This is a genomic window from Streptomyces albicerus (assembly GCF_008905045.1).
Taxonomy (GTDB): Bacteria; Actinomycetota; Actinomycetes; order Streptomycetales; family Streptomycetaceae; genus Streptomyces; species Streptomyces albicerus.
In genome coordinates, this window is record NZ_VWMY01000038.1 from 22,874 (window position 1) to 47,308 (window position 24,435).

The 24,435-nt window shown below is 69.7% G+C and carries 19 protein-coding genes; 10 read left to right on the forward strand and 9 right to left on the reverse strand.

Going from position 1 to position 24,435, the window contains the following annotated elements; translation table 11 throughout:
• The first annotated feature begins 18 nt into the window (after window positions 1–18).
• Entirely contained in the window at window positions 19–1,176 is a 1,158-nt protein-coding gene (locus GAS53_RS31530; protein WP_151481142.1) for an acyl-CoA dehydrogenase family protein, read from the forward strand.
• Between the two features lie 114 nt (window positions 1,177–1,290).
• Here GAS53_RS31530 and GAS53_RS56670 read toward each other — a convergent pair whose 3' ends face one another.
• From GAS53_RS56670 to GAS53_RS31540, 3 genes are read right to left on the reverse strand one after another with little or no spacing between them, the layout of a single operon-like run.
• The gene (locus GAS53_RS56670) at window positions 1,291–1,737 is read right to left on the reverse strand and encodes a DUF6069 family protein (RefSeq protein WP_225859213.1); all 447 of its coding nucleotides are present in this window, start codon (window positions 1,735–1,737) and stop codon (window positions 1,291–1,293) included.
• A gap of 5 nt (window positions 1,738–1,742) precedes the next feature.
• Window positions 1,743–2,033, reverse strand: coding sequence for a hypothetical protein (locus tag GAS53_RS56675; RefSeq protein WP_225859203.1), 291 nt, complete (start codon window positions 2,031–2,033; stop codon window positions 1,743–1,745).
• Window positions 2,034–2,038: 5 nt separating this feature from the next.
• On the reverse strand, window positions 2,039–3,037 hold the full coding sequence (locus GAS53_RS31540; RefSeq protein WP_151481143.1) for an RNA polymerase subunit sigma-70: 999 nt from the start codon (window positions 3,035–3,037) through the stop codon (window positions 2,039–2,041).
• 768 nt (window positions 3,038–3,805) lie between these two features.
• Between GAS53_RS31540 and GAS53_RS31545 the strand changes: the two genes are divergently transcribed.
• Window positions 3,806–4,417 carry a hypothetical protein gene (locus tag GAS53_RS31545; RefSeq protein ID WP_151481211.1) on the forward strand — a complete coding sequence of 204 codons (612 nt, stop codon included), beginning with the start codon at window positions 3,806–3,808 and terminating at the stop codon, window positions 4,415–4,417.
• A gap of 600 nt (window positions 4,418–5,017) precedes the next feature.
• Window positions 5,018–5,776: a YhjD/YihY/BrkB family envelope integrity protein gene (locus tag GAS53_RS31550; protein WP_151481144.1), complete on the forward strand. Its 759-nt coding sequence runs from the start codon at window positions 5,018–5,020 to the stop codon at window positions 5,774–5,776.
• A gap of 91 nt (window positions 5,777–5,867) precedes the next feature.
• Here the strand turns inward: GAS53_RS31550 and GAS53_RS31555 are convergent, their stop codons facing one another.
• Complete coding sequence (locus GAS53_RS31555) at window positions 5,868–6,584, reverse strand: FadR/GntR family transcriptional regulator (RefSeq protein WP_151481145.1); 717 nt, start codon at window positions 6,582–6,584, stop codon at window positions 5,868–5,870.
• A gap of 244 nt (window positions 6,585–6,828) precedes the next feature.
• Between GAS53_RS31555 and GAS53_RS31560 the strand changes: the two genes are divergently transcribed.
• The 4 genes from GAS53_RS31560 (at window position 6,829) to GAS53_RS31575 (ending at window position 11,298) form a co-directional block, all read left to right on the forward strand.
• Window positions 6,829–8,070: an aminotransferase class V-fold PLP-dependent enzyme gene (locus GAS53_RS31560; RefSeq protein ID WP_151481146.1), complete on the forward strand. Its 1,242-nt coding sequence runs from the start codon at window positions 6,829–6,831 to the stop codon at window positions 8,068–8,070.
• Between the two features lie 74 nt (window positions 8,071–8,144).
• Window positions 8,145–9,449 carry an ABC transporter substrate-binding protein gene (locus tag GAS53_RS31565; RefSeq protein ID WP_151481212.1) on the forward strand — a complete coding sequence of 435 codons (1,305 nt, stop codon included), beginning with the start codon at window positions 8,145–8,147 and terminating at the stop codon, window positions 9,447–9,449.
• A gap of 2 nt (window positions 9,450–9,451) precedes the next feature.
• Window positions 9,452–10,465 (forward strand): carbohydrate ABC transporter permease, encoded by a 1,014-nt coding sequence (locus tag GAS53_RS31570; protein ID WP_151481147.1) that lies wholly within the window; start codon window positions 9,452–9,454, stop codon window positions 10,463–10,465.
• On the forward strand, window positions 10,462–11,298 hold the full coding sequence (locus GAS53_RS31575; protein ID WP_151481148.1) for a carbohydrate ABC transporter permease: 837 nt from the start codon (window positions 10,462–10,464) through the stop codon (window positions 11,296–11,298). The genes GAS53_RS31570 and GAS53_RS31575 overlap by 4 nt, the downstream gene beginning before the upstream one ends.
• Window positions 11,299–11,356: 58 nt before the next feature.
• On the opposite strand, the gene GAS53_RS31580 is transcribed toward GAS53_RS31575, so the two are convergent.
• Together GAS53_RS31580 and GAS53_RS31585 are read right to left on the reverse strand one after the other, a co-directional pair.
• Window positions 11,357–12,082 (reverse strand): chitinase, encoded by a 726-nt coding sequence (locus GAS53_RS31580; RefSeq protein WP_151481149.1) that lies wholly within the window; start codon window positions 12,080–12,082, stop codon window positions 11,357–11,359.
• A gap of 159 nt (window positions 12,083–12,241) precedes the next feature.
• Window positions 12,242–12,760: a lytic polysaccharide monooxygenase auxiliary activity family 9 protein gene (locus GAS53_RS31585; protein ID WP_151481150.1), complete on the reverse strand. Its 519-nt coding sequence runs from the start codon at window positions 12,758–12,760 to the stop codon at window positions 12,242–12,244.
• 701 nt (window positions 12,761–13,461) lie between these two features.
• Between GAS53_RS31585 and fusA the strand changes: the two genes are divergently transcribed.
• Entirely contained in the window at window positions 13,462–15,567 is a 2,106-nt protein-coding gene (gene fusA / locus GAS53_RS31590) for an elongation factor G (RefSeq protein WP_225859206.1), read from the forward strand.
• A gap of 196 nt (window positions 15,568–15,763) precedes the next feature.
• On the opposite strand, the gene GAS53_RS31595 is transcribed toward fusA, so the two are convergent.
• Window positions 15,764–18,517 carry a DUF6493 family protein gene (locus tag GAS53_RS31595; RefSeq protein WP_151481152.1) on the reverse strand — a complete coding sequence of 918 codons (2,754 nt, stop codon included), beginning with the start codon at window positions 18,515–18,517 and terminating at the stop codon, window positions 15,764–15,766.
• Between the two features lie 523 nt (window positions 18,518–19,040).
• Here GAS53_RS31595 and GAS53_RS31600 point away from each other — a divergent pair.
• Window positions 19,041–21,047: a glycosyltransferase gene (locus GAS53_RS31600; protein ID WP_151481213.1), complete on the forward strand. Its 2,007-nt coding sequence runs from the start codon at window positions 19,041–19,043 to the stop codon at window positions 21,045–21,047.
• Between the two features lie 45 nt (window positions 21,048–21,092).
• Complete coding sequence (locus GAS53_RS31605) at window positions 21,093–22,307, forward strand: LCP family protein (protein WP_151481153.1); 1,215 nt, start codon at window positions 21,093–21,095, stop codon at window positions 22,305–22,307.
• A 44-nt stretch (window positions 22,308–22,351) separates the two neighbouring features.
• Here GAS53_RS31605 and GAS53_RS31610 read toward each other — a convergent pair whose 3' ends face one another.
• Together GAS53_RS31610 and GAS53_RS31615 are read right to left on the reverse strand one after the other, a co-directional pair.
• A complete protein-coding gene (locus GAS53_RS31610) occupies window positions 22,352–23,551 on the reverse strand; it encodes a N(5)-(carboxyethyl)ornithine synthase (RefSeq protein WP_151481214.1) in 1,200 nt (399 codons plus the stop codon).
• Window positions 23,552–23,621: 70 nt separating this feature from the next.
• A complete protein-coding gene (locus GAS53_RS31615; protein WP_151481154.1) occupies window positions 23,622–23,894 on the reverse strand; it encodes a hypothetical protein in 273 nt (90 codons plus the stop codon).
• Between the last annotated feature and the right edge of the window lie 541 nt (window positions 23,895–24,435).

Sequence of the window (24,435 nt, forward strand, 5' to 3'; positions counted from 1 at the left end):
CCCGGAAATGGTGGAGAGATGAAACCGGAAGACCTGAAGGCCGTTCGCTCGTTCGTGAAGGAACACCTCGGCGACCGTCACGCGGAGCTGGACACCTTCGACGACAAGCCCTCGGAGGTCTACGAGCGGTTCCGGGAGACCGGACTGGCCAACTGGTGGCTGCCCGAGGAACTCGGCGGCCGCGGCCTGAGCCTCGAGGACAGCGTCGAGATCGTCAACGAGATCGCGTACGGCGACGCCGGCGTGGCGTTCACGCTGTTCATCTCGGTGCTGGGCACCAGCATCGTGCAGCTGTACGGCTCCGACGAGCTCAAGTCCCGCTACCTCGCGCCCATGGCCGAGGGCGGCTCGTTCTGCGCGACGCTGGGCAGCGAACGGACCGCGGGCAGCGAACTAGCCAAGATCGAGACGGTGGTGGCGGCCGACGGGGACGAACTCGTCGTCACCGGTGAGAAGTTCTTCTCCACCAACACCGACTTCGCCGACTTCCTCGTCGTCGTCGCCCGCTCGGCCGAGGATCCCGAGGCGTACCACGCGGTGCTGATCCCGCGCGACACCCCCGGCGTCGAGATCGTGAAGCGCTGGGACGTCATCGGCCTGCGCGCCTCGTACACCTACCAGGTCAGCCTGAAGGGCTGCCGGGTCCCCGTCGCGAACCGTCTCGACGGCTCGGGGCTGCGGCTGCTGGAGATCGGCCTCAACGCGAGCCGCATCCTGATCGCCGCCACCGCGATCGGCATCGCCCGCCGCATTCGCGACCACTGCATGACCTACGCCAAGAGCAAGCCGTTCCGCGACGGCGTGCTCGTGGAGAGCCCCGTGTTCGCGCAGCGGCTCGGGCAGATGGAGATGCAGATCGACGTGATGAAGAGCCACTGTCTGCGGGCCGCCCGCGACTACGACGCGATCATGGCGGAACCCAACGCCGCGCCCCTCTTCCACAGGCAGGGCACCCTCAAGTCGGCCCTGACCGCCAAGATGTTCTGCGGCCAGGCCGGCTGGGACGCGGCAAGCGTGGGCTCCGAGATGTTCGGCGGGCTCGGCTACACCAACGAACTGCACATCGGCAAGCTGATGCGCGACATGCGGTACGTCTCCATCGTGGAAGGCGGCGACGACGTCCTGCGCGACCTGCTCTTCAGCCGCTACGTCATCCCCGTGCCCCGCCGCTCCTAGTGAGCCGGTCCGGAGATGCGCAACGCACCGCGTTCCAGAGAGCCCACCGGGGGCCACGTCGGTCGGTGCGCTCGCGCACGCCCTTGCGCCGCTCATCGTCCGGTTGCGGGATCGTCAACCGGTCCGGGTGCGGAGGCTCCGCGCCAGGGTGGGGATCATCACCGTCGCAGGGACGAGGTGTAGCCCGAGCAGGGCGGTGATGGTGGCGGTGTTCGCCCCGGAGAGGAGGGGCGGGACCAACGAGATCGCGGTCAGCGTCACTGCCGTCCACACGAATCGCTCGGCGGGGCGAGCGCTCCAACGAAGAAGAGCGACGGCAATGACGATGCCCACGACCGAGAAGAAGCCGGTCACCACGGCGAACCCGGACAACGGGATCGTCTCGCCACCATCGGGGACCTCGAAGGCGACGCCAACGGCCTGGGCAAGCGCCGCGGCGAGGGTGGTGGCCACCGTCGCTGCGAGCGTGGCAATAAAACCGGTGCCGGCGAGCCCGCGGAGTCGGTGGGTGCGGCTGGTCCGGCCCGATGCCGGGCCTGCGACGACCCCGATGTCATTCATGCTGTTCACGTCGTTCCTCCATCATTCGGTAACTGGCGTACGGGGCGTTGACCGGCATGTGACGGTCCTGGCCGGGTGACGATGCGCACCCTCGCCGTACGACGGCCGGGGTTGCGCAGGGCGCGGACGCCGGTGCCGCGGAGCCAGAACCCGGCGTCGCGTCCGAGGACCGGCCCGGGCTCGCCGTCGCGCAGCTCCAGCTGCACCCGCCCGCGGGTGACGACGCCGAACGCGTCGTACCACTCGGCCGCGACCACCACGACACGCGCACCACCGCGCAGCACGAGCGTCCACACCGGGACTACTCCGTGCCGTCCGCCGGCAGGCGCTCCGGCAGCCCGAGCCGCGGGAACTGGTCGTCGTGGAACGTGACGATCTCGGTGATCGCCCCGCCGGTGACGCGCAGGACGTCGATCGTCAGCGGCAGGTACGCGCCCTCCCGCTCCTGCCAGAGGTAGAAGGCGACGGCGGGCTGCCGGTTCACGGCGGTGGGGACGCCGCGCAGGCCCTTCATGCCCTCGAAGCCGTCCTCGACCCAGTCGTTCACCACCGCGTCGCGGCCGACGTACAGGCCCGGCGTGGGCGGCATCGAGCAGCGGACGTCGTCCCGCAGCATCGCGGCGAGCGCCGGGATGTCCGTGGCCACGCTGGCGTCGGTGAAGCGGCGCACCAGCTCGCGCATCCCGGCGTCCTGTTCGCCGCCGGTCCAGTCCTGCCGCTCGGCGGGCAGGTGCTCCCGCATGCCGGCGCGGGCCCGCTGCAGCGCGCTGTTCACGGAGTTGACGGAGTCCCCGAGGAGCGACGCGACGTCCTTCGCCGGCCAGCCGAGCACGTCCCGCAGGATCAGCACGGCCCGCGGGCGCGGCGCGAGGTGCTGGACTGCGACCACGTAGGCCAGCTCGATCGTCTCCCGCGCGACGGCGACGGTCTCCGGCTCGTCCGCGTCGCCCGCGGGCAGCTCGTCGAGCAGCCGGTCCGGGTAGGGCTGCAGCCACAGCACCTCGCCGCCGGTCGCAGGCTCCGGGCGGCACTTGGCGAGCAGATCCAGGCAGGCGTTGGTGGCGATCCGATACAGCCAGGCCCGGAACGTCGACCGCCCCTCGAAGGTCTCCCGCCGCCGCCAGGCACGGAGGAACGTCTCCTGCACGGTGTCCTCGGCGTCCTCGAACGACCCGAGCATCCGGTAGCAGTGCACGTGCAGCTCCCGCCGGTGCCGCTCCGCCAGCCCCGAGAACGTCGATTCATCGACCTCGCCAAGACCGCTCACGCCCAGCTCCTCCAGCCGCGTGTCCGCATTCATCACGTCATCCTTCCGCCTCGTCGTGTCCCGTCGTAGGTGTGACGGGTGCGGGCGCGAAAACTCATCACTGGGGTCGGTCGGCATGGCTGAGCTCGGCATGGCTGAGCGTTTCTCATCCTTCCTGTCGGCGCGACAGCTTCGGCATGCCATTGGCCATAGTGAGCCGAATCGCCCTCAATGGCGTGCTCACTACCGCAACTGGGAAAATTCAGGGTGGGTCGAGGACGCCGGTGTATATCGGGGCCGTTTCCCGGCCCGACGGCAATGCAATTTTCGGCCATTGCCGGAACACCTGCGACCACGTGGCCGACCGGCCCGGCCGTATTCCACAACTGCCGGACTGCGGGCGGTAGATGAGGGGATGCGGCAATAAACCGGCCCGGCCGTTCGGCGTTACCCGCGCCGTACCTCTTGACGCCACACTTCGCGGCTGGATACTTACGGACACCGGGTTTCCGGAGCCGCAGATTTCGCCGAAATGGAACCCTGCCCTGTCGCGGGCATTCGGGAAGTGCACACCAGCTATTTCTCCACCGGCGCCACGCCACCAGCACCACGACGTCTGATCGATATCTCGAACGATGTCTGAGGTGTCGATCGAGGCGGCCACTCCCACGCACAGCGAGACCAGCATCGATCCGCTCCGCGTCCTCGACGGACGGACTGACCAGGCCGTCGTCCCCGCACCCGCCGGCCTCCCCCCACCCCCCACAGGAGGACACCTCTATGAGTCAACGACGGGCCCTGGAGCCCACTGAGCGACCGACCATGCCCTGGCGCAGGAAGGCGGCGGTCATAGCCGCGCTGGCGGCCGCCGTACTGGCCGGGCCCGGCATCGCACAGGCCGCACCGCAGGCTGCCCCGCAGGCCGCACCGGCACCCCAGGAACGGGTGGCCGCGGCCAGCATCACCTGGACCCTCGAACGGGCGAGCAACCCCACCCAGGACCAGCAGACGGCGTACAACCTCATCACGTCGGCCATGAACGCCGCGGTGGCCCGTTACAACAACCTGAGCGACCTGGGCAAGAACATCACCGTCCGCTACGACCCGGGCGTGCCCACCGCCGACGGCAACATCAACGGAACCATCCGCTTCGGCAACCGCAGCTACATGACCCAGCGGACCGCTCTGCACGAGATCGCCCACACCATCGGCGTGGGCACGAGCTCCCGCTGGTCCTCCCTGGGAGGCAGCGGTACCTGGCGCGGTGCGCAGGCCACGGCGCTCGTCAAACAGTTCGACGGTTCGGGTGCCACGCTGTCCACCGGTGGTGGCCACTTCTGGCCCTACGGCCTGAACTACGAGAACGAGTTCTCGAACACGGCGGCCGATCGCCACGTCCAGATCGTCGCCGCCATGGTTCGTGACGGCCTGTAACTCGGGGCATCGCCCGCCCGGAGCCGCCGGGCGGGCGATGCGGCAGGCTCACGCTCATCCGGCGGCCGCCGGACCGGTGGGCCGTCGGCCGGACCCCGGCCGAGCCGTTGAGTCGGCCGAGCCGTTGAGTCGGCCGAGCCGTTCAGTCGGTCGAGCCGCTGAGTCGGTCGCACATTCGGAGCCGGCGGGGCACGCTGGAAGCAGCCGCTCGCGATGCACGGGCCCGTCCGGTGCGGGACGAGCACGCCGGTGCACGGGAACAGGACGAGGTGACCACGCATGCGCCACGCGGTCGTGTCGCCACTCCAGCAGGCTTGTCGCGGCTCCCTCGGCCAGGGGCGGAGCGGCGGCGGGCATGACCCGTCCGGCGGACCCGTGGAACCGGTCGGTCCATCGGGTCCGTCTCAGTCGTCCGGCTCACTGGATGCCCGGGATTCCTCCGGGGCGCCTGAGTCTCCGGGTTCCCCGGCCCACGACCGGCCCGACACCGACACGAGTCACCCCCGAACCCGCACCCGCGGCCACCAGTCGAGGGAAGTGGGCCGCTCCCTCCACGTCAGGGGTACGCGCGTATGGCGGCGCGGCAGGGAAGTGGAGTTGATGCACCGGGCCATGGGCTTCGCGGCCCTGGGACTGGTGACGATCGCCCCTCTGCTGATCGTGGTCGCGGCGGCCGCTCCGATCCAGGAACGAGGGTTCGCCCTGTGGGTCGTGGACGGCATGGGGCTGTCCGGGCGCTCCGCCGAGGCCGTGCAGGACCTCTTCGCCGCACCCCGCAAGGTCCTGAGCACGATCAGCGTCCTGAGTGTGGTGCTGCTCGCGCTCTTCGGCGTGCCGTTCGCGGGCAGCGTCCAGACCGGTTACGAAAAGGTGTGGGACCTGCCGGCCGGGCGCTGGCACACCGTATGGCGACGCGTGGTGTGGCTTGTCGTTCTGACGGCCTACCTCTTCGCCGAAGCCCAGAGCGGGGCCGCCCTGGGCTCGGGAACCCTGCGGTCATGGACCCGGATCGCGCTGAGCACGCTGCTCGGGGTGCTCTTCTTCTGGTGGGGGCAGCGTTTCCTGCTGGGCGGCCGGATCCGCTGGCGCGGCCTCCTGCCGGGCGCCATCGCCACGATGGCGGGCCTGAGCGGCCTGCGCCTGTTCTCCTCCCTGGTCTTCTCCCCGCTCATCGTGAGCAACGCGGACTCGTACGGTTCGGTCGGCACCGTCCTGATCGTGACGTCCTGGCTCGTCGGCGTCGGCTTCGTCGTCTTCGGCGGCGCCCTCGTCGGCCGCTACTGGTACCTCCACGAACCGCACCACATCCCGCACCCGCACCCGCACCCGCACTCCCACCCCCGCACCCGAAAGCGCTGAAGCCCCGCAGCGCAGCGGAACCGAACCGACATCTCTCGCCTTCCCCCGCAGCGGCGGCCGCATGACGGTGTCGGCACCCACCTCCGCACCGTCAGTCCGCGGAGCCCTCCCGCACGGGAGGAACCTCCTCGACCGGAGGCATGAACGCCCGCAGCCACCGCTCCGTCTGTGCGACGTGGGCCTGTGCGGCGCCGGCCGCTGCGACGGGGTCGCGGTCGGCGATGGCGGTGGCCAGGTTGCGGTGGTCGGCGTCGCTCTTGCGGCGCAGCTCCGGGCCCTCGGGGAGGGTGAAGACCTGGTACTTGCGGGAGCGGGCGCGGAAGACGGACAGCAGGGAGGCCAGGGTGGGGTTGCCGCCGATCCGGGCGATCTCGGCGTGGAAGCGGTGGTCGAGCTCGGAGGCCTTGGTGGGGTCGGCGGTGGCCTCCATGGCCTCGATGAGGGAGAAGAGCGTCCCCACGGACTCCGGGGTGCAGCGCGCCGCGGCCTGGGCCGCGACGTGGGCCTCCAGTACCCGCCGGATCTCGTACACCTCCAACAGGCCGGTCAGCGGCAGGAGTTCGAGGGTCAGCGAGAGGCTGCCGATGACGTCCTCCGGCCTGAGCTGGGAGACGTAGGTGCCGGAGCCGTGCCGCGGTTCGACCACTCCCAGGGCCGCGAGCATCCGTACGGCCTCGCGCAACGACCCCCGGGAGACGCCGAGTTCCTCGCAGAGCTCCCCTTCGGGCGGCATGCGCTCACCCGCGCCGAGACGCCCCGTGGCGATCATGTGCCGTAGGCCGTGGAACGCCTTGTCGACTGCGGACATCCGACTCCTCCCGTGACCCTGACGGGTCGGCGGCGGCGTCCGGACCCTCCGGGAACTGTACCGAGTCGCCGGATCGTGAGTCATCAGATGTCTTGTACGTATCGAGCCTGAGTCATCTGATGACTATCGCTGTTCGACCCCTTGATTGTCGGAAAATCGCCTGTCAGGATGCCGACTCATCATATGTGTCCTGGCGGGTGTCCGATGTCCTGCCACGGCGTCCGTCCGGCAGATGTGGAGTCAAGTGAGCGAGACCGAGGTCACCACAGCCCCGCGCCCGCTGCTGCTGGCCGGCGGCCGGCCCGCCGCCGGGGCCTGGTCGCTGGACCCCGCGATGAAGCACCTGAACCACGGCTCGTTCGGGGCTGTCCCCCTGGTGGCGCAGGAGTGGCAGAACCAGCTGCGTGCGGAGATGGACCGCTCCCCGGTGGTGTGGTTCCCGGCGTTGCCGCAGCGGATCGCCGCCACCCGGGTCGAGCTCGCCGCCTTCCTGCGGGTCGCTCCCGAGGACCTCGCCCTCGTACCCAACGCGAGTGCCGGTGTCAGCGTCGTGTACGCCGGCCTCTCCCGCCGCCGCGGTGGCGAGATCGTCGTCACCGATCACGGCTACGGGGCCGTGACCATGGGCGCGGAACGGCTGGCCCGCCGTTGGGGCGGCCGGGTGCGCACCGCCCGGGTGCCGCTGGACGCGGACGAGGAGCAGGCGTACGAAGCCGTCGCCGCCGAGTTGGGCGAGGCCACCGACCTCGTCGTCCTCGACCACATCACCTCGGCGACCGCACGCCGGATGCCGGTGGAACGCATCGGCGCGGAGGCCCGCCGGCGCGGCATCCCGCTGCTCGTGGACGGCGCGCACGCCCCCGGTCTGATCGCCGCCCCCCTCGACGGCGTGACGTGCGACTTCTGGGTCGGCAACCTGCACAAGTGGGGCTGCGCACCGCGCGGCACCGCCGCGCTGGTCGCTCGCGGAGCGCTGCGCGAACAGCTCTACCCACTGATCGACTCGTGGGGCGGCGCCGATCCGTATCCCGACCGCTTCGACCAACAGGGCACGGTCGACGTCACCGGCTATCTGGCGGCGCCCACGGCACTGGACTTCATCGAACGCACCTGGGGCTGGGGTACCGCCCGCCGGTACATGGACGACCTGGTCGGCTACGGCGAGCGCGTCGTCGGCGCCGCCTTCGCCGAGCTGACCGGCGTCTCCGGTGCCGTCGACGTGGGCATGCCGGTTCCCGGCATGCGGCTGGTGCGGCTGCCCGCGGGGCTGGCCGGCAGCCGCGTCGAGGCCGATGCGCTGCGCGACCGAGCGGCCCGGGAACTGGGGGTGGAGACGGCCTTCACCAGCTTCGGCGGCGTCGGCTACCTACGGCTGTCCGCCCACGTCTACAACACGGCAGCCGACTACGAGTACTTCGCCGAGGTCTGCGTCCCCGTCCTCGGCGAGTGGGCCCGCGCGGCCCGCGAACAGCCCGGCGCGTCGTAGGCGGCGCGACCCCTCCAACCCCCGTCCCCGAAGCCGCTGCCAGCGCGGCCGTATCCAAGGAAGAGGTCGGCATGATGAGAAGAAGGACGGCAGCTCTCGCCCTCGGCGCAGCCAGCGCGTTGGTCCTGTCCGGCTGCTCCGCCATGAGCGGTGGTGGGGGCGGCGGAACCGTCACCCTCAACATGGTCGAGAGCCTGACGAACCCCGCCCGTACGGACCTGCTGAAGGACCTCATAGCGGACTTCGAACAGCAGAACCCCAAGATCAAGGTCAATCTGATCTCGCCGCCCACCGAGCAGGCCGACCAGAAGATCCAGCAGATGCTCCAGTCCGACAGCGGCGTGGACACCCTCGAGGTGCGGGACACCACCGTGGGCCCGTGGTCGAACAACGGCTGGCTCTACGACATGAAGAAGGACCTGGAGCCCTGGAAGGGCTGGCAGGCCATGACGGAGAACGCCGTCAAGGCATCCGAGAACGCCGACGGCAAGACGTACTTCGTCCCGTACGGCTTCTACGGCCTGAGCGTCTTCTACCGCACCGACCTGATCAAGGAGGCAGGCTTCAGCAAGCCGCCGGCCACCTGGGAAGAACTGCTGAAGCAGGCCTCCGCCATCCACGACCCGGCCAAGCGCCGGTACGGGTACGCCTTCCGCGGCGGGGCCAACGCCAACGGCAACGCCACCGCCGTCATCGAGGCGTACGTCGCCGACGAGATCGACCCCGCCGACGGCTTCAAGCTGAAGGACGGCAGCACGATCTTCTCCGCGCCCGAGGCCCTCGACGCCATGGAGACCTATCTCAAGCTCTTCAAGCAGGCGTCCCCGAAGTCGTCAGTGTCCTGGGGCTACCCGGAGATGGTCGAGGGCTTCTCCAACGGCTCCACCGCCTTCCTCCTGCAGGATCCCGAAGTGATCGCCACCGTCTCGGAGTCCAAGGCCATCGCGAAGGACCAGTGGGACACCGCCCCGCTGGTGGCGGGCCCCAGCGGCAAGACCGTTCAGCCGCTGGCCACCGCCGGATGGGGCGTCGCGGACGGCAGCAAGCACAAGGCCGAGGCCGTCAAGCTGGTCGAGTTCCTCTCCGAGGGCGAGGCGTCGACGACCTTCACCAAGAAGAACAGCCTGGTGCCGATCCTCAAGTCGGCGACCGAGGACCCGTTCTACAAGACCGGCCCCTGGTCCAGCTACGTCACCATGACGGAGCACCCGGAGAAGTACCTCAACGTCAGCCAGCCGCGCGGCGTCGCCTGGTGGACCGAGTGGCAGCAGAAGGCCGACGCCGACGTGCAGAAGATGGTGCTCGGCAAGACGACGCCCAAGGAACTGCTGGCCGGCTGGGACACGTACTGGACCGAGAAGCGGCAGCAGGAGCAGTAGGCATGCCCACCGCGTCCGAAACGACGGAAACGACGAAGACGGCGTCGGCGCGCTCCTCCCGGAACCGGAAGGGGGGCGCCCCGCCCACCCGCGGCGTGGAACGAGGCCGCCGCAGGCCGGAGTTCACCGCCCGGCGCGGCTTCCTCATCGCCGCCTTCATGGCCCCGGCCGCGATCTTCGTGGCGGTCTTCACGTACTACCCGATGATCGCCGGCAGTCAGATGGCCTTCCGCCACTGGAATCTGACGGACCTGAGCGACACCTCCTGGGTGGGCCTGAAGAACTTCCGCGACGTCTTCGCCGACCCCGCCTGGGGCACCGTGCTCGGCAACACCGCTGTCTGGGTGTTCGGGTCGATCGTGCCCCAGTTGGTGATCGGTTTCGCCCTCGCCCTGTGGCTGCGCCGGAAGTTCCGCTTCCGGGGCCTCTACCAGGCGCTGGTCTTCTTCCCCTGGGCGATCTCCGGGTTCCTCATCGGCATCCTGTTCCGCTGGCTGTTCAACAGCGAGTTCGGTGTCGTCAACGACCTGCTGCAGAAGGCGGGGCTGATCGACGAGCCGGTCGCCTGGCTGGCCGACCCGAAGACGGCGATGTTCGCCGTCGTGGTCGCCAACGTCTGGTACGGGGTCACCTTCTTCACGATCATGATCCTGGCCGCGCTGCAGTCCATCCCCGAGGAGCTGTACGAGGCGGCGGCGCTCGATGGCGCCGGCAAGGCGCGCACACTGTTCCAGATCACGATCCCGTACATCAGGATCACGCTCGCGCTGACCGTGCTGCTGCGGGTCATCTGGATCTTCAACTTCCCCGACCTGATCTTCGGGATGACCGGCGGCGGACCCAACAACGAGACGCACATCGTGACCACCTGGATGATCAAGATCACCCAGCAGGGCGACTACGGCAGAGCCTCCGCGCTCGGCCTCATCGTGGTCGCCACGCTGCTGGTGTTCGCGGTCTTCTTCCTCCTGGCCACGCGCGAGAAGCGGGTCGACAAGCGAGAGGTGAAGCCTTGATCGGCAAGGAGTCCACGGCAGGCCGGGCCACCAAGTTCACCTTCCTGGGGCTGTGGCTGGTCTTCACCGTCTTCCCGCTCTACTGGATCACCATTACGTCGCTGAAGGCGCCCGGCGACATCTTCGCCTTCCCGATCGCCTACTGGCCCGAACACTTCTCGCTGGAGAACTACAGCGGGCTGTTCGGCAAGGCCGACTTCGGCGTCTACCTCACCAACAGCCTCCTCGTCGCGACCGTCGCGGGCGCGGTGGCCACGGTGATCTCGATGTTGTCGGCGTACGTGCTGGCCCGCTTCGAGTTCCGTACCAAGTCCGCGCTGCTGATGGCCGCCCTGGTCACCCAGATGATCCCGACCTTCATCGCGCTGGGGCCGCTGTACCTGCTCATGACCGACCTCAAGCTGGTCGACAACCGGCTCGGGCTCATCCTCGTCTACATCGCCGTCTGCATCCCGTTCTGCACGGTGATGCTCCGCGGCTTCTTCGAGAACATCCCGGACGCGCTGGAGGAGGCCGCCATGATCGACGGCCTCTCCCGGTTCGGTGCGCTGTTCCGGGTGCTGCTGCCGGTGATGCGTCCCGGGATCGTGGCCGCGTTCATCTTCAACTTCGTCAACTGCTGGAACGAGCTGTTCCTGTCGGTGACGCTGATGAACAGCGACAGCAACAAGACCGTCCCCACGGCTCTGAACGGGTTCATCTCCAGCTTCAACATCGACTGGGGATCGATGTCCGCGGCGGCGGTCCTCACCATCCTGCCCACGATGGTGCTGTTCGCCTTCGCCAGCCGCCACATCGTCCAGGGGCTCACCGCCGGCGCGGTGAAGGGCTGAGGGATCGCGCCCCGCCGCACGGCGGGGCGCGATCCCTGACGGGGAGAGCGGGGGCGCGTCAGCAGCTGAGGTTGCCGCCCGGGGCCACGCCCAGGATCTGCGTGAACTGCTGGTACTTGTCGATGCGGCTCTGTACCTGCGACGGATTTCCGCCGTTGCACTCCAGGCTGCCGTTGATGCTGCGGATGGTCTCGCCGAATCCGGCACTGTTGACCATGGCGTTGTGCGGTGTCATGGTCCCGGGCCCGGTCTGCGTGTTCCAGTACCAGAGCCCGGTTTTCCAGGACACGGCGGAGTCGTTCTGCACCAGGTCGGGGTTGTTGAGCAGATCGATGCCCAGGGCGTCGCCCGCCGCCTTGTAGTTGAAGTTCCAGCTCAGCTGGATCGGACCACGGCCGTAGTACTTGTCGTGGCCCGCGGGGCAGCCGTACGGCTGGCTCCTGTCGCAGTAGTGCGGGTAGTTGGCCGTGTTCTGCTCGACGATGTGGACCAGGCCGCCCGTCTCATGGCTGACGTTCGCCAGGAAGGCCGCGGCCTCTTGCTTGCGCACGGTGTCGCTGCCGGTCGTGGTGAAACCGGGGTAGGCGCTCAGTGCGGCCGTGAGACCGCCGTACGTGTAGAAGGAGTTCCGGTTCGGGAACATCTGGTTGAACTGGCTTTCACTGACGACGAAATCGGCGGCTGCCGTCGTCTTCTGTGCCAGGGCCTGCGGGGCGAGGGTCGCGAAGGAGAGCAGGGTTGCCGCACCGGTGGCGGTGAGCAGCCCGAGCGTACGTCGACGCATGGGGAATCACTCCATGGATCAGGGCGCGCGAGAGAGCGCACGGTTCCCCTCGAAGGGGAACGGTGGAGGGTGGGGGTGGGGGGTGTCCGTGAGCGTGCGCGGGTGTCATCGCCCGCACAGGCGAACCGGCGGTTCACCCACGCTCCGTGAACTGCCGCTTCAGCTGCTGACGTTGACGTCGATGCAGGCGTAGAAGGCGTTGGAGGTGTCGGCGATGTTCCAGACGGCGAGCACCTTCTGTCGGCCGCTGAGGCCACCGAAGTTCACCTGGTGGGTGACCGTCGCGCCGGGCTGGGCGCCGTTGTCGTTGAACTCGGCGATCTTCTGACCGCCGGCGAAGTACTGCCAGGTGCTGGTGGAGTGACGGGCCGTCAGACTCCACTGGAACTCCGTGCTGCTGCTCACCGGAGTGACCTTCCAGCCCTTGCCGTCGTCGTCGAGCTCGGCGAAGCGGGAGTTGCCGCCGCTGCAGCTGGTCAGCCCCTTCGGGCCCTCGACGCTCTGCGGTTCGTACGTGATGTCGCCACAGCTGACTGTCCCGGCGGCACACTGTGCCTGCCTGCTCGGCGGGTTGGAGATGTAGCCGTGTGCGCTCGCGGAGGACGCGGGCAGGCTCACGGCGATTACCGGGGCGAGCGCCGCGCCGACGAGCACGGCTGTCCTCTTCCTTGCGTGCATGTTCTCTCCTTCACTGGAGGCCGTCCCGCGGATGTGCAGGGTTGTGGGGAACCCGGTACGGCGGGTCGGCTTCTCGTGGGTGGGGGACCAGGAGTGCGAAGGGCGGCAGCGCGAATCCCGTGTGCAGACGCGACGAGGTACGCCCGTCCGGACGGGACGCGCTACTTGGACTAGACCATACCGGCGGGCGTGGGCGCGTCAAGAGTGCTGCATGAGGCGGAAGTTGGGAGGACGGTTCGCCCGTGGTCGGCGGAGAGGTCGTCGCACGGCCGTACACAATGGCAAACCGCCAAGGTCGGCATGGGGATCGCGAGGTGCTGTCCGGTGACTCCGGACTGCGCTTCTGCCGACCACCGCCGAAGCGCGGGCCGGAAAATCCGGTGCCCCGTCCGCCCCCGGTTCCCTACACTCGCCACACATCGCGCGCCGCCACAACATCGCGGCGCGCCCCGTGACGAGTGAGGGGAGCCCGGCCGTGCGTTACCGCACCGCTGTTGTTGTTCCCCCGTCACGGTACGAGGTGATCCTCGTGTCTCCGGGTGTCCGGTGCCGGCTGCGCGGCCGGAACCGGATGCCCGTGACGAACACCTGACCCGCGCACGCCCCCGTACCGGATGAACCGGTCGGGTGCGCCGCCGTGCCGTGCTGTTCGCCCGGGAATCGCGCCGACCCGTTCTGGATCACCTGAAAGGCCATGGGCCGTGCGTACCGACCTGCACCGAAATCCCGTCAACCCGCTTTCCGCCGTCCGCAATCTGGGCATCCTCGCCCACGTCGACGCCGGGAAGACCACCGTCACCGAGCGGATCCTCTACATCACCGGGACCACCCACAAGCGAGGCGAGGTTCATGACGGTACGACTGTCACCGACTTCGATCCGCAGGAGCGCGATCGGGGGATCACGATCTTCGCGGCGGCGGTGAGTTGTGCCTGGGACTCCCACCGGATCAACCTGATCGACACCCCTGGCCATGTCGACTTCTCCGACGAGGTGGCGCGTTCGCTGCGCGTGCTCGACGGGGCGGTGGCGGTGTTCGACGCCGTCGCGGGGGTCGAGCCGCAGAGCGAGTCGGTGTGGCGGCAGGCGGATCGGTACGGGGTGCCCCGGATCGCCTTCGTCAACAAGCTGGACCGTGCCGGCGCCGATCTCGATGCGGCCGTCGAGTCGATTCGGGAGCGACTGCATCCGGCCCCGCTGGTCGTGCAGTTGCCGATCGGCGCGGAGGACGGGTTCAGGGGAGTGGTCGATCTGGTGTGCATGCGGTCGTTGGTGTGGGCCGATGAGCACGGCACGGTCCAGGAAGGGCCCGTGCCCGAGGCCCTGCTCGACGAGGCGCTGCGGCGCCGCCGGTTGCTGGCGGAAGCCGTGGCGGAACTGCACCCCGGTGCGCTGGAGGAGTTCTGCGCGGAGTCGACCGTCTCCGCGTCGACCCTGACAGCCGCGCTGCGCGACCTGACCCGTACCGGCGACGGCGTGGTCGTGCTGTGCGGCTCGGCCTACCGCAACCGCGGGATCGAGCCACTGCTGGACGCCGTCGTGGCGTACCTGCCCTCGCCGTTGGACGTGCCCGCGGTACGGGGCATCCACGACGGTACGGAAGAAGAGCGGGCCGCCGATCCGGCGGCTCCGTTCGCGGCGCTGGCGTTCAAGGTGAACGCGACCGCCACCGGGCGGCTGACCTACCTGCGGGTGTACTCGGGAACGATCCGGAAGGGAGAGACCGTGACTGTGTGGGACGCGGGCGCGCCGCGCACCGAGCGCATCGGCCGGATCCTGCGCGTCCAGGCCGACCGTCACGCCCAGTTGGACCGGGCGCTGGCCGGGGACATCGTCGCGGTCGTCGGGCTGAAGTCCGCCCGGGCAGGGGCGACCTTGTGCGCACCCGGGGCTCCGTTGGTTCTCGAACCGCCGAGCACGGCCGAACCGGTCGTCTCCGTCGCGGTCGAGGCGCGTGCCAGCACGGATACGGACCGGTTGGTGTCGGCGCTGACGCGCCTGGTCGAGGAAGATCCCTCGCTGGTCGTCCGGACCGACCCCGAGACCGGCCAGACAGTGCTGTCGGGCATGGGCGAACTGCATCTGGAGGTGGCGGTGGAGAAGATCCGGCGCGCCCACGGGCTGGACGTCCGGGTCGGCCGGCCGAAGGTGGCGTACCGGGAGACCGTCGTACGCGGAGTCGCCGGGCTGGTCTACCGACACGTCAAACAGGACGGCGGCGCCGGTCAGTTCGCCCATGTCGTCCTCGACGTGGAGCCGCTGCAGGCTGCCGTCGATGACGGTGACGGCAGCGCCACGGGCTTCGAGTTCCGGTCGGTCGTCGTCGGCGGACGGGTTCCGCAGGAGTACGTCCGTGCCGTGGAGGCCGGCTGCCGGGATGCTCTGGCCGAGGGTCCGGTCGGCGGTCACCCGGTGACGGGGCTGCGTGTTGTCCTGACCGACGGGGTGATCCATTCGAAGGACTCCTCGGAGATGGCGTTCCGTACGGCCGGGCGACTCGCGCTCCGGGAGGCGTTGCGTGCCTGCGCGATGGTCCTCCTGGAACCGGTGGTCGAGGTCACGGTCACCGCGCCCGAGGACGCCGTGGGCGGAGTGCTCGGCGATCTGGCGGCGCGCCGCGGCCGGGTCTCCGGCTCGACCGTGCGATCGGGAGCGGTGGTGGTCACCGCCACCGTGCCGCTGGCCGAACTGTTCGGCTACGCGACCCGGTTGCGCAGCCGCACGCAGGGCCGGGGTGTCTTCACCACCCGGCCCGTCGGGTATGCCCCGGCACCGAGTGCGGCGCCCGACAGGGCACCCGCCGGCTAAGCGGGTCCGGCCGCGCCCCAAAGGGGCGCGGGGAACTGCGCGACCAGCCACGACGGCCCCGCAGACGACACACCGGACCTCCCGCGGAGCGCTTGGCCGCAACGGCGAACGGCGGTCCCGCCCGTACACGGGCGGGGCTGTCCTCGGCGGGCGACGTACCGGGGTCGCTCCACGACACCTTCAGCCGCAGCACACCTCAGCGCAACACGTCACGCAGCAACCTGGCGTTCTTCACCGCCTGGCTCGATCCGGTGCGCGCGGCCAGCGCCGTGACCTCGGCTATCTCCCCCTTGGTCGCGCAGCGAGACGCGCACTCGGTGGCGAGGGCGAGGAGCGGCGCCGCGCCCCGGATCGGCGTGTCGCGCAGCAGCCCGGGCAGGGCGACTTCGAGTACGGACCAGACGGTGCCGTACGCGCCGGTCTCGGCCGCGGCGCGCAGCGAGTCACTCACCCGGTTCGCCTCGATCCACTTGCCGCGCAGCAGCGTCTCCAGCTGCCGTCCGAGCAGCCCGCTGTCCAGCTGCCCCCGCGCGGCGAGCACCAGCAGGGCGTCCACCGCCGCGTCGCGTTCCGCCTGCCGGTCGAACGTCACGCCGAAGGCCAGCGCCATGTGCACCGCGAAACCCGCCGGACCGCCGGACTCCGCGACGCACGGCAGGGCACGTGTCCACCCTCGCTGGGAGGCGCGGTTCCCGAAGTAGTCACGTGCCATCACCTCCTCGCGGTGGTGCGGCAGCTGCGCCACCCAGAAGGGTGCCAACGGCTCGTACAGGCCCACACCCTCGTACGGCCCGACCAGGGCCGCGGCGGCCGGCGGGAGCGGGGGATCGAGGACCACTCCGGGGCGTGCGGGTATCCACAACGACACCCAAGGGGTGGCCCGTTCATGCTCGGGCCACCCCTTCGGCTCCGATTCCTGGCGCGGCAGGCCGCCCTCGCGCAGCCAGCGCGCCAACCGTCGTCCGGCGTCGGAACCGAGTGCTTCGGCCGCCCGCAGCACCTGCTCGTCCTGTGTCGGGGTGACGCGCAGCAGGGCCTGAGCCAGGTCGACCGGCGCGGGGGTGACGCCGAGTTCGTCGAGCGCCGAGATCCGTTCCACAAGCACGGCGGCGTCCAGCGCCCCGGTGGCCAGGGTCGGCACGGCCAGCAGGAACGGCTGCGCGCCGGACTCGATGACGTCCATGGCCTCGGCCAGGCGCGCCGCGAGCATCGCCCCGGCCAGCGAGAAGGGGTAGTACCGGCCGAGGTGGACGGCCCGTTCCCTCGGCTCGTCGCCCCGGACCACCGTCGCCACGTCGTACAGGTCGGCCTGTGTGCAGTCGATCCTCTCGCGCGGTTCCCTGCGCATGACCGGCTTCAACTCCAGGGCCAGAGCTGTCCGGTCGAGGTGGGCGTGCCGGACCAGCCCGTCCAGGGCACGCTCGAACGCCACCACGTCCTGGTCGTTCGCGACGACCGCCGCGACCTCGTGCGCGACCTCAATGGCCGTCGCGATGGGGCCCGGCACCGGGCGGGGTTCGGGCACGACGGGCAGTACGTCGTCGGCGTACGGCTCGGTGACAGCGACCTGTGGGGTGACATGGTCCTGCGATGTGACAGCGACCTGTGGTGTGCCGAGCAACTCGGTGGCTCGCGCAGCAAGTCCCGGGCTGAGCCGTTCGGCGGCCGTCCGCAGCTCCGGCAGGACCGCGTCCCCCGCCGCCTCGAGATGACGGGCGACCACATCGAGAGCGCGCTCCTGCAACGCCAGGTCCGGGTGGTTGAAGGCCATCGCCATGTCGACCAGGATCCGGCCCGTGCGCGTCGGCTCTCGCCGGACCGCGCGGTCGAGCCAGGTGAGCTGGGCACGGACCAGTTTCTTCTCCGGGCGGAGCAGGACCCGTTCGCACACCTCGGTGAGTACGTCGGGCTCGAGCAGTCCCGCTTCGTCCACCCCGGTCAGGACCTCCTGGGCGTAGGAGGCCACCGGCAACGATCCGTCGAGCAGCGCCACGTACCCCCTGACGACGGCCGCGTTCTCGGCCGGTGTCGGCGCCAGGGCACGCAGGAACGCGAGCGGCGGCGCGGTCTCGCTGCGTGTGCCGTCCTGGAGCAGGCGCCCGAGCAGGGAGTCGACGAGTACGACGCGATCGGGGGCCATGGAGGCGTGTTCGGCCGGAGTGAGGGCGAGCGCCTCCAGTACGTCCGCGGCGTCCGTCCCCAACGGCGGATCGCTGACCAGATCCGCGAAGATGCGACGGACCAGTGTGTCACGGTCGATCACGCCTTCGGAGGCGAGGCTGATGAGCACTCCCACTCGGAAGTTCTCCATCATGTACGACCAGCTCGTCTTGGACCGCGTGAAGCGGAACCCGCCCATGCCGAGGTGCATCCCCGGTCGCGTCACGGCCGACGGCAGGAGTTTCGGTGTGAAGTCGTCGGCGCGCAACCGCTCCAGGAGGTTGGCGCCCGGCGCCCCGCCCAGGAGGTGTTCGGACCGCTGAGCGTAGGTGCCGCGGCTGTTGAGCCAGTCGCGGATGAACGCGTCGGAGGTCGGCAGCGGACAGCCCGTGTCGCGGACGAGGTGTTCGAGAACGCTGTATCTGGAGTTGGCCCCGGACGTCGTCCGTTCGTCGAGCCGCGCGACCAGTTCGGCCCGCCAGACGACGGGGTGCAGATTCAGGACGTCCACCAACCAGGCGCCGCCCAGGGGCAGATCGTTGTGCCGCCCCCCGTTCTCGTGCCGCAGGAGCCAGTCCGCGGCGTCCTCGGGAGTGACCCGGCACCCCAGTTCGGCGGCGAGCTGGGCGACTCGCTCCTCCTCGGTACGCCTGTGCCAGTCGGGCTTCATGGCTTCGCGGCGGGCCGCCAGAGCCGCGGTGCTCGCCGCGCGCCGATCCGGAGTCAGCGCACCCAGTTCCCGGACCACTCCCGCGATGTCGCCGGCTTCCGCGCGTTCGACCAGTCTCATCCGGCCACCCATCGTCGCCGCGTCCGAATCACTTAACGGCACCAGTCCCAGCTCCCCCACCAACGTCTGTTCGACCCGTGCGCCACACCCTAGAGGAGAGGAACCGGCCTCTCAGCGACTCCCGAAAACGCTTGCCGCGCTGGTCCGTTGGCGAAAACCACGCACCGCGTACTCAGCTCCGTGACAAGGTCCGCCGCGTTTTCTGTGAGGCTCGGTGTTATGGCCATGCAATCGAAAACCTGTGGCTAGACTCGCGCCCCATGCGTAACTCCAGCCCCGTCAATCAGCGGAAGAAGACATCCCCTCGCGCATCGCGCACCCACGCACATGGCTGGAGAAGAACGCCCCTGAGCGGGATCCCCCGGGGCGTCCGGACGCGCCTCAACTCCCTCGTGACACATGGGACTTCCGAGCCGCGCGGCACATCCGGCGGGAAGGGGGACGACATCCCGTGAAGGCCCGGCACAAGCAGTCCCGCGACCCGCGCGGACACTGGCTGTTACTGATACTCGTCCTCCCCGCGATGTTCGGGGCCCTGCTCTTCGAGGGCTGGACCAACCACGAGGTCGACGCCGCGAAGACACGGTCCGCGTGCACCTCACCCGCACCCGATGCCGTCGCGGCCGGCGGCCCCGTGGTGGGGATCAACCGCAACGGGATCCAGACCGGCTCGATGCCCGCCCGCACCGTCGCGCTCACCTTCGACGGCGGCCCCGACCCCGTGTGGACCCCGCGCCTGCTCGACCTCCTGCGACAGCATCGGGCGCGCGCCACCTTCTTCCTCTTCGGCTCCCAGGCGGCCCGCCATCCGGACCTGGTGCGGCGGATCCGCGCCGAGGGCCACGAGATCGGCTCGAACACCTACACCGGCGCCGCCCTCGGCGAGGCGTCGTCCGTCCGCTTCTCCGCCGAACTCGACCTGACTCAGAGCGCGTTGGCGAGTACAGCGGGCCTGCGCACCAATCTGCTGCGGATGCCGCGCACCACCTCGCCGGACACCCTGTGCGGCCGCGAGTGGAAGGCGGCGCGGCGCGCCACCGACGAGGGCTACGTGCTGGTCGCCGCCGACAAGGCGACCCGGAAACCGGCACAGGGCCTGGTCCGGCAGCTCAGCCAGACGCCGACCGCCTACCGGGAGACGGCGAAGCTGCTCAAGAACCGCAGCGTCGACCGCTTCACCACCGTCTCGGCCGGGCTGCGACTCACCCCGTACGAGCCGGTGTCGGCCGTCGAGAGATGGCGCGGTACCGCCCTGGTCTGGGCCACCACTGTCGGCCGTGCCTTCTCGAACGCCATGACGTGGACGCTCGGCATCGCGGGCGCCCTCGGGGTGCTGCGCCTGGTGCTGCTCGCCGTCTTCGCGCGGGCCCATGTCCGGCGGCTCGAGCGCTCCCGGCCCGGCGCGCCCTGGCTGCGGGAGGTGACGGAACCGGTGACGGTGCTCGTGCCCGCCTACAACGAAGAGGCCGGGATCGAGTCCACCGTCCGCTCGCTGCTCGCCTCCGACTACCCCCAGCTGCAGATCGTCGTGGTCGACGACGGTTCGGCGGACCGGACGGCGGACCTCGCCGAGGGCATCGGCGATCCGCGCGTACTGGTGATCCGCAAGCCCAACGGAGGCAAGGCCGCCGCCCTCAACACCGGTCTGGAGTACGCGAGTCACGACATCCTGGTGATGGTCGACGCCGACACCGTCTTCGAACCCGACGCCATCCACCACCTCGTCCAGCCGCTCGCGCACCCGGCCGTCGGCGCGGTCAGCGGCAACACCAAAGTCGGCAACCGGCGGGGCCTGCTGGCCAAGTGGCAGCACCTGGAGTACTGCTTCGGCTTCAACCTCGACCGGCGGATGTTCGAGGTCCTGGAGTGCATGACCACCGTCCCCGGGGCCATCGGGGCGTTCCGCCGGGACGCGCTGATGGGCGTCGGCGGGGTCAGCGACGACACCCTCGCCGAGGACACCGACCTCACCATGGCGCTGTGGAGGTCGGGCTGGCGGGTGCTCTACGAGGAGTGCGCCGTCGCCTGGACCGAAGTACCCACGTCACTACGGCAGTTGTGGCGGCAGCGCTACCGCTGGTGCTACGGCACGATCCAGGCCATGTGGAAGCACCGCCGTGCCGTCGTGGAAGGAGGCGTGGCCGGACGCTTCGGCCGGCGCGGACTCACCTACCTCGCGCTCTTCCAGGTCGCCCTGCCGCTGCTCGCGCCAGTCATCGACGTCTTCGCCCTGTACGGAGTGCTGTTCCTCGATCCACTGAGTTCGGCCCTGGTGTGGTTCGGCTTCCTGGGCGTCCAACTGGTGTGCGCCGGTTACGCGTTGAAGCTCGACGGTGAGCGCGTGGGAGCCCTGTGGTCGATGCCGTTCCAGCTGTTCGTGTACCGGCAGTTGATGTACCTGGTCGTCATCCAGTCCGTGGTCGCCGCCCTGCTGGGCAGTCGGCTGAAATGGCACCGCATGAAGCGATCCGGCACGGCCGCTGAACAGATCGGCGGCCCGGCCCCGTATAAGAGCCTGCCGACGAGGTGATCCCAGATGAGATGACACCTATGCGTTGAGGGACTGGACAGGCCGATGAGTGACGGGACCGACCGACCGGCGGGCTACTACGACCCGAGCGGTGGTGTGGCGGAGCCGCCGCGTGTCGTCCCGGGGCGGGCGGCGCGCGGGAGCGCGGCCCCGCCCACGACGCGTACGGCACCACTGCCGGGCATGCCCTCGCCCGCCACTCCGGGGCGCACGGGGCACGGACGCCGGCCCCCTGGAGACACGGGCGGCGGCAGGCACCCCAAGCCGCGCCCCACCCGACGCCGCAAGGTCACACGGCTGGCGATCCTCCTGGTCTCCGCGCTGGTCATCGGCTCCATCGGCACGTACGTGTGGGCCGACACCAGGCTCGACCAGGAGATCGACCTCGGCGCGCTGCCCGACCGCCCACCGGCCGGAAAGGGAACCAACTACCTGATCGTCGGCTCCGACAGCCGCGCCGGCCTGTCCGAGCAGGCCAGGAAGGACCTGCGCACCGGCTCGGCCGAGGGCCGCCGCACCGACTCGATGATCCTGCTGCACACCGGCGCGAACGGCACCACGATGATGAGCCTGCCGCGCGACTCGTGGGTGACCATCCCGCCGTACGTCCGTCCCGAGACCGGCCGGAGCTTCGCCGCCGAGCCGGACAAGCTGAACGCCGCGTTCTCGTTCGGCGGCCCCGATCTGCTCGTACGGGCCGTGGAGCGCAACACCGGGTTGCGCATCGACCACTACGCGGAGATCGGTTTCGCGGGCTTCGTGGGGGTGGTGGACGCGGTCGGTGGCGTGGACATGTGCCTGGAGCGGGCCGTCAAGGACGAGAAGTCGGGCGCGGACCTGCCGAAGGGCTGCCAGACCCTCGACGGCACCAAGGCGCTGGCATTCGTCCGCCAGCGCAAGCAGGAGGCCCAGGGCGACCTGGGACGCACCCGCAACCAGCAGAAGTTCCTGTCCGCACTCGCCAAGAAGGCGGCCACGCCGGGCACGCTCCTCAACCCCGCCAAGTCCTTTCCGACCCTCAGCGCGGGCCTCGACACGCTCGTCGTGGACAAGGACACCGGCTTACAGGACCTCATGTCGCTGTTCCAGGCGATGCAGAGCGTCACGTCGGGCGGCGGCAGACAGATCAACGTCCCGGTCTCCGACCCCGGTTTCGCCACGTCCAAAGGCAGCGCCGTGAAGTGGGACGACCGCCGGGCCCGGAAACTCTTCGCGGAACTGAGGGACGACCGCCCGGTCACTCTCCCTCAGGAGAAGTGACCACCTTCCGCAGGAGAAGTGACCACGGCGCGGTCCGCGGTTCGTCAGGCCCGCTGTGCGGAGGAGTGCAGCGCCGGGGCCGAGGCCGGGGCGGGGGCCGGGATCTCGAGGGCGTGGGGATAGGCGGCCGGCCGGTGCTGGAAGGAAAGGATCTTCGGGTTCTGGATGACGCCGTCGCGGATCTCGATGGCTTTGCTGATCGTGGCGTCGGAGTCCCATGCCGCGGGGCCGCTCATCACCTTGCGCAGGTAGGGGAGGAGCGCCTCGCTGATCTCCCACGTGGCCGAGTTCCACAGGTGGGACGGGCTGTGATCCACCGCGTAGTAGTGACAGCCCGGCCCGACCGTGGACATAGGCTCGCCGAAGGTGCTCGGACGGGCCCATTCGAAGCCCATGCCCTCGTCGCAGGAGACGTCGATGAAGAAGGTCCCCGGTCGGAACAGGGCGAGCTCCTTGTCGGTGACGAACGTCAGCGGCGCGTCGGTGTCCTGCAGGACGCAGTTGACGATGATGTCGAACCCGGCCAGGTACTCCGCCATCGGCACGGAACCGGCCGCGGTGACTGCCCGCAGGCGCGACGGATCGTCCTCCTGCTCCTCGAAGTGGCCCATCACGACCGACGGCATCGGCGATGCCACCGCCGCCGCGGCGCGCTGGGTGAGCACCGTGACGTCGGAGACGCCCATGGCACCCAGGCCCGTGACCGCCCCGCGCGCCGTGGCGCCGAAGCTGATGACCACCGCGCGCATACGGCGCCCGTAGCTGCCGGTCAGCCCGCCGAGCTGCAGGGCGTGCAGCACCGAGCAGTAGCCGGCGAGCTCGTTGTTCTTGTGGAACACATGGACACTGAAGGCGCCCGTGGACGTCCAGTGGTTCATGGCTTCCCAGGCGACGAGGGTCAGCCGCCGGTCGATGGCGAGCTGGGTCATCTTCTCGTCCTGCACGCAGTGCGGCCATCCCCACAGCACCTGGCCCTCGCGCAGCGCGGCCACGTCCTCGTGCATGGGCTTGGGCAGCAGCAGCACGTCGCACTCGGCGAGGAGCTGCTCGCGGGAGCGCAGGCCCGCCACGAGCGGTCGCAGCGAGTCGTCGGCGACGCCGAACCGTTCGCCGTAGCCCTGTTCGAGGAAGATTCTCCTGCGTATGTCCGGGGCGATCCGGTCGAGGTGGGCGGGGTGCAACGGCAGTCGGAACTCGTTCTCCTTGCGGGAGGAGGCGAGTACTCCGAGACTCAACAGGCTCATGCGCTTCCTCATCGTTTGCTTCTTGTGGTGCTTGTCGTGCTTCTCGTCGCCGTCAGGAGCGGTCGGGGCGTCACGAGCCGTCGGCCTGGTGCCTGCGCACGCGCTCGGCCAGGGGGAGGGGCGTCTCGTCCAGACCGTTGACCGACCCGCTCGCGATGCGTGCGCACGTCCCGTGGCAGGCGAGCAGCTGCTTGTCGTCGCGGTGGGAGACCACCACCGCCTCCGGGTCCGGCGCGTTCCGGTAGTCGGTGCCGCAGATCAGGCAGGCCAGCCCGGAGAGCATCTGGGCGGTCGGTTCGGGGCGGCCACGACGGTGGCTGGAGATCGAGTTCTGTGAATACATGCGTCCTGCATCCTCCTGGTCGGTTCAGGGCGTACGCGAGGTGCCGGAATACCTCCAGGGCACCCCGGGAGCCAGGAAATCCGCTACCGGGGAGCGCGGAACGGGGTACGGAAGGGGCGACAGAAGACAGCGCGACAGTACGAGCCAGGAGTCATGGTGCGGCTCTTTTCCGGCCGAACCCGCTGTGCTCCGGCCTTTGCCGTTCCCCGAGGGCGACGCCGAAACGGATGACGGCATACGAAAGGCGCTCGGTACCGCAACCGTACTCCCTCCGGGCCCTGGAGCCGACCCGTCAGGGCGTCACCGGGCCCTTCCCCGCCCGGACGGCCACCCTGCCGAACTCTCGGGCCCAGCAGGTCGCCGACGTCGCCACCGCCCCGCCGGGAACGTTTCTGTCGCTCCGGACGTTGTAGGGAGTGGTTGTAGTTGAAGTTTGCGAACGTGTGAGCGCCCGCGGAGTTCTGACAGTGGGCCTTTCGTCGTTGCGGGGGTTTTCTTCGACGCCTGGCGACCAGCAGCCCGGGATCGCGCGAGTGCGCGT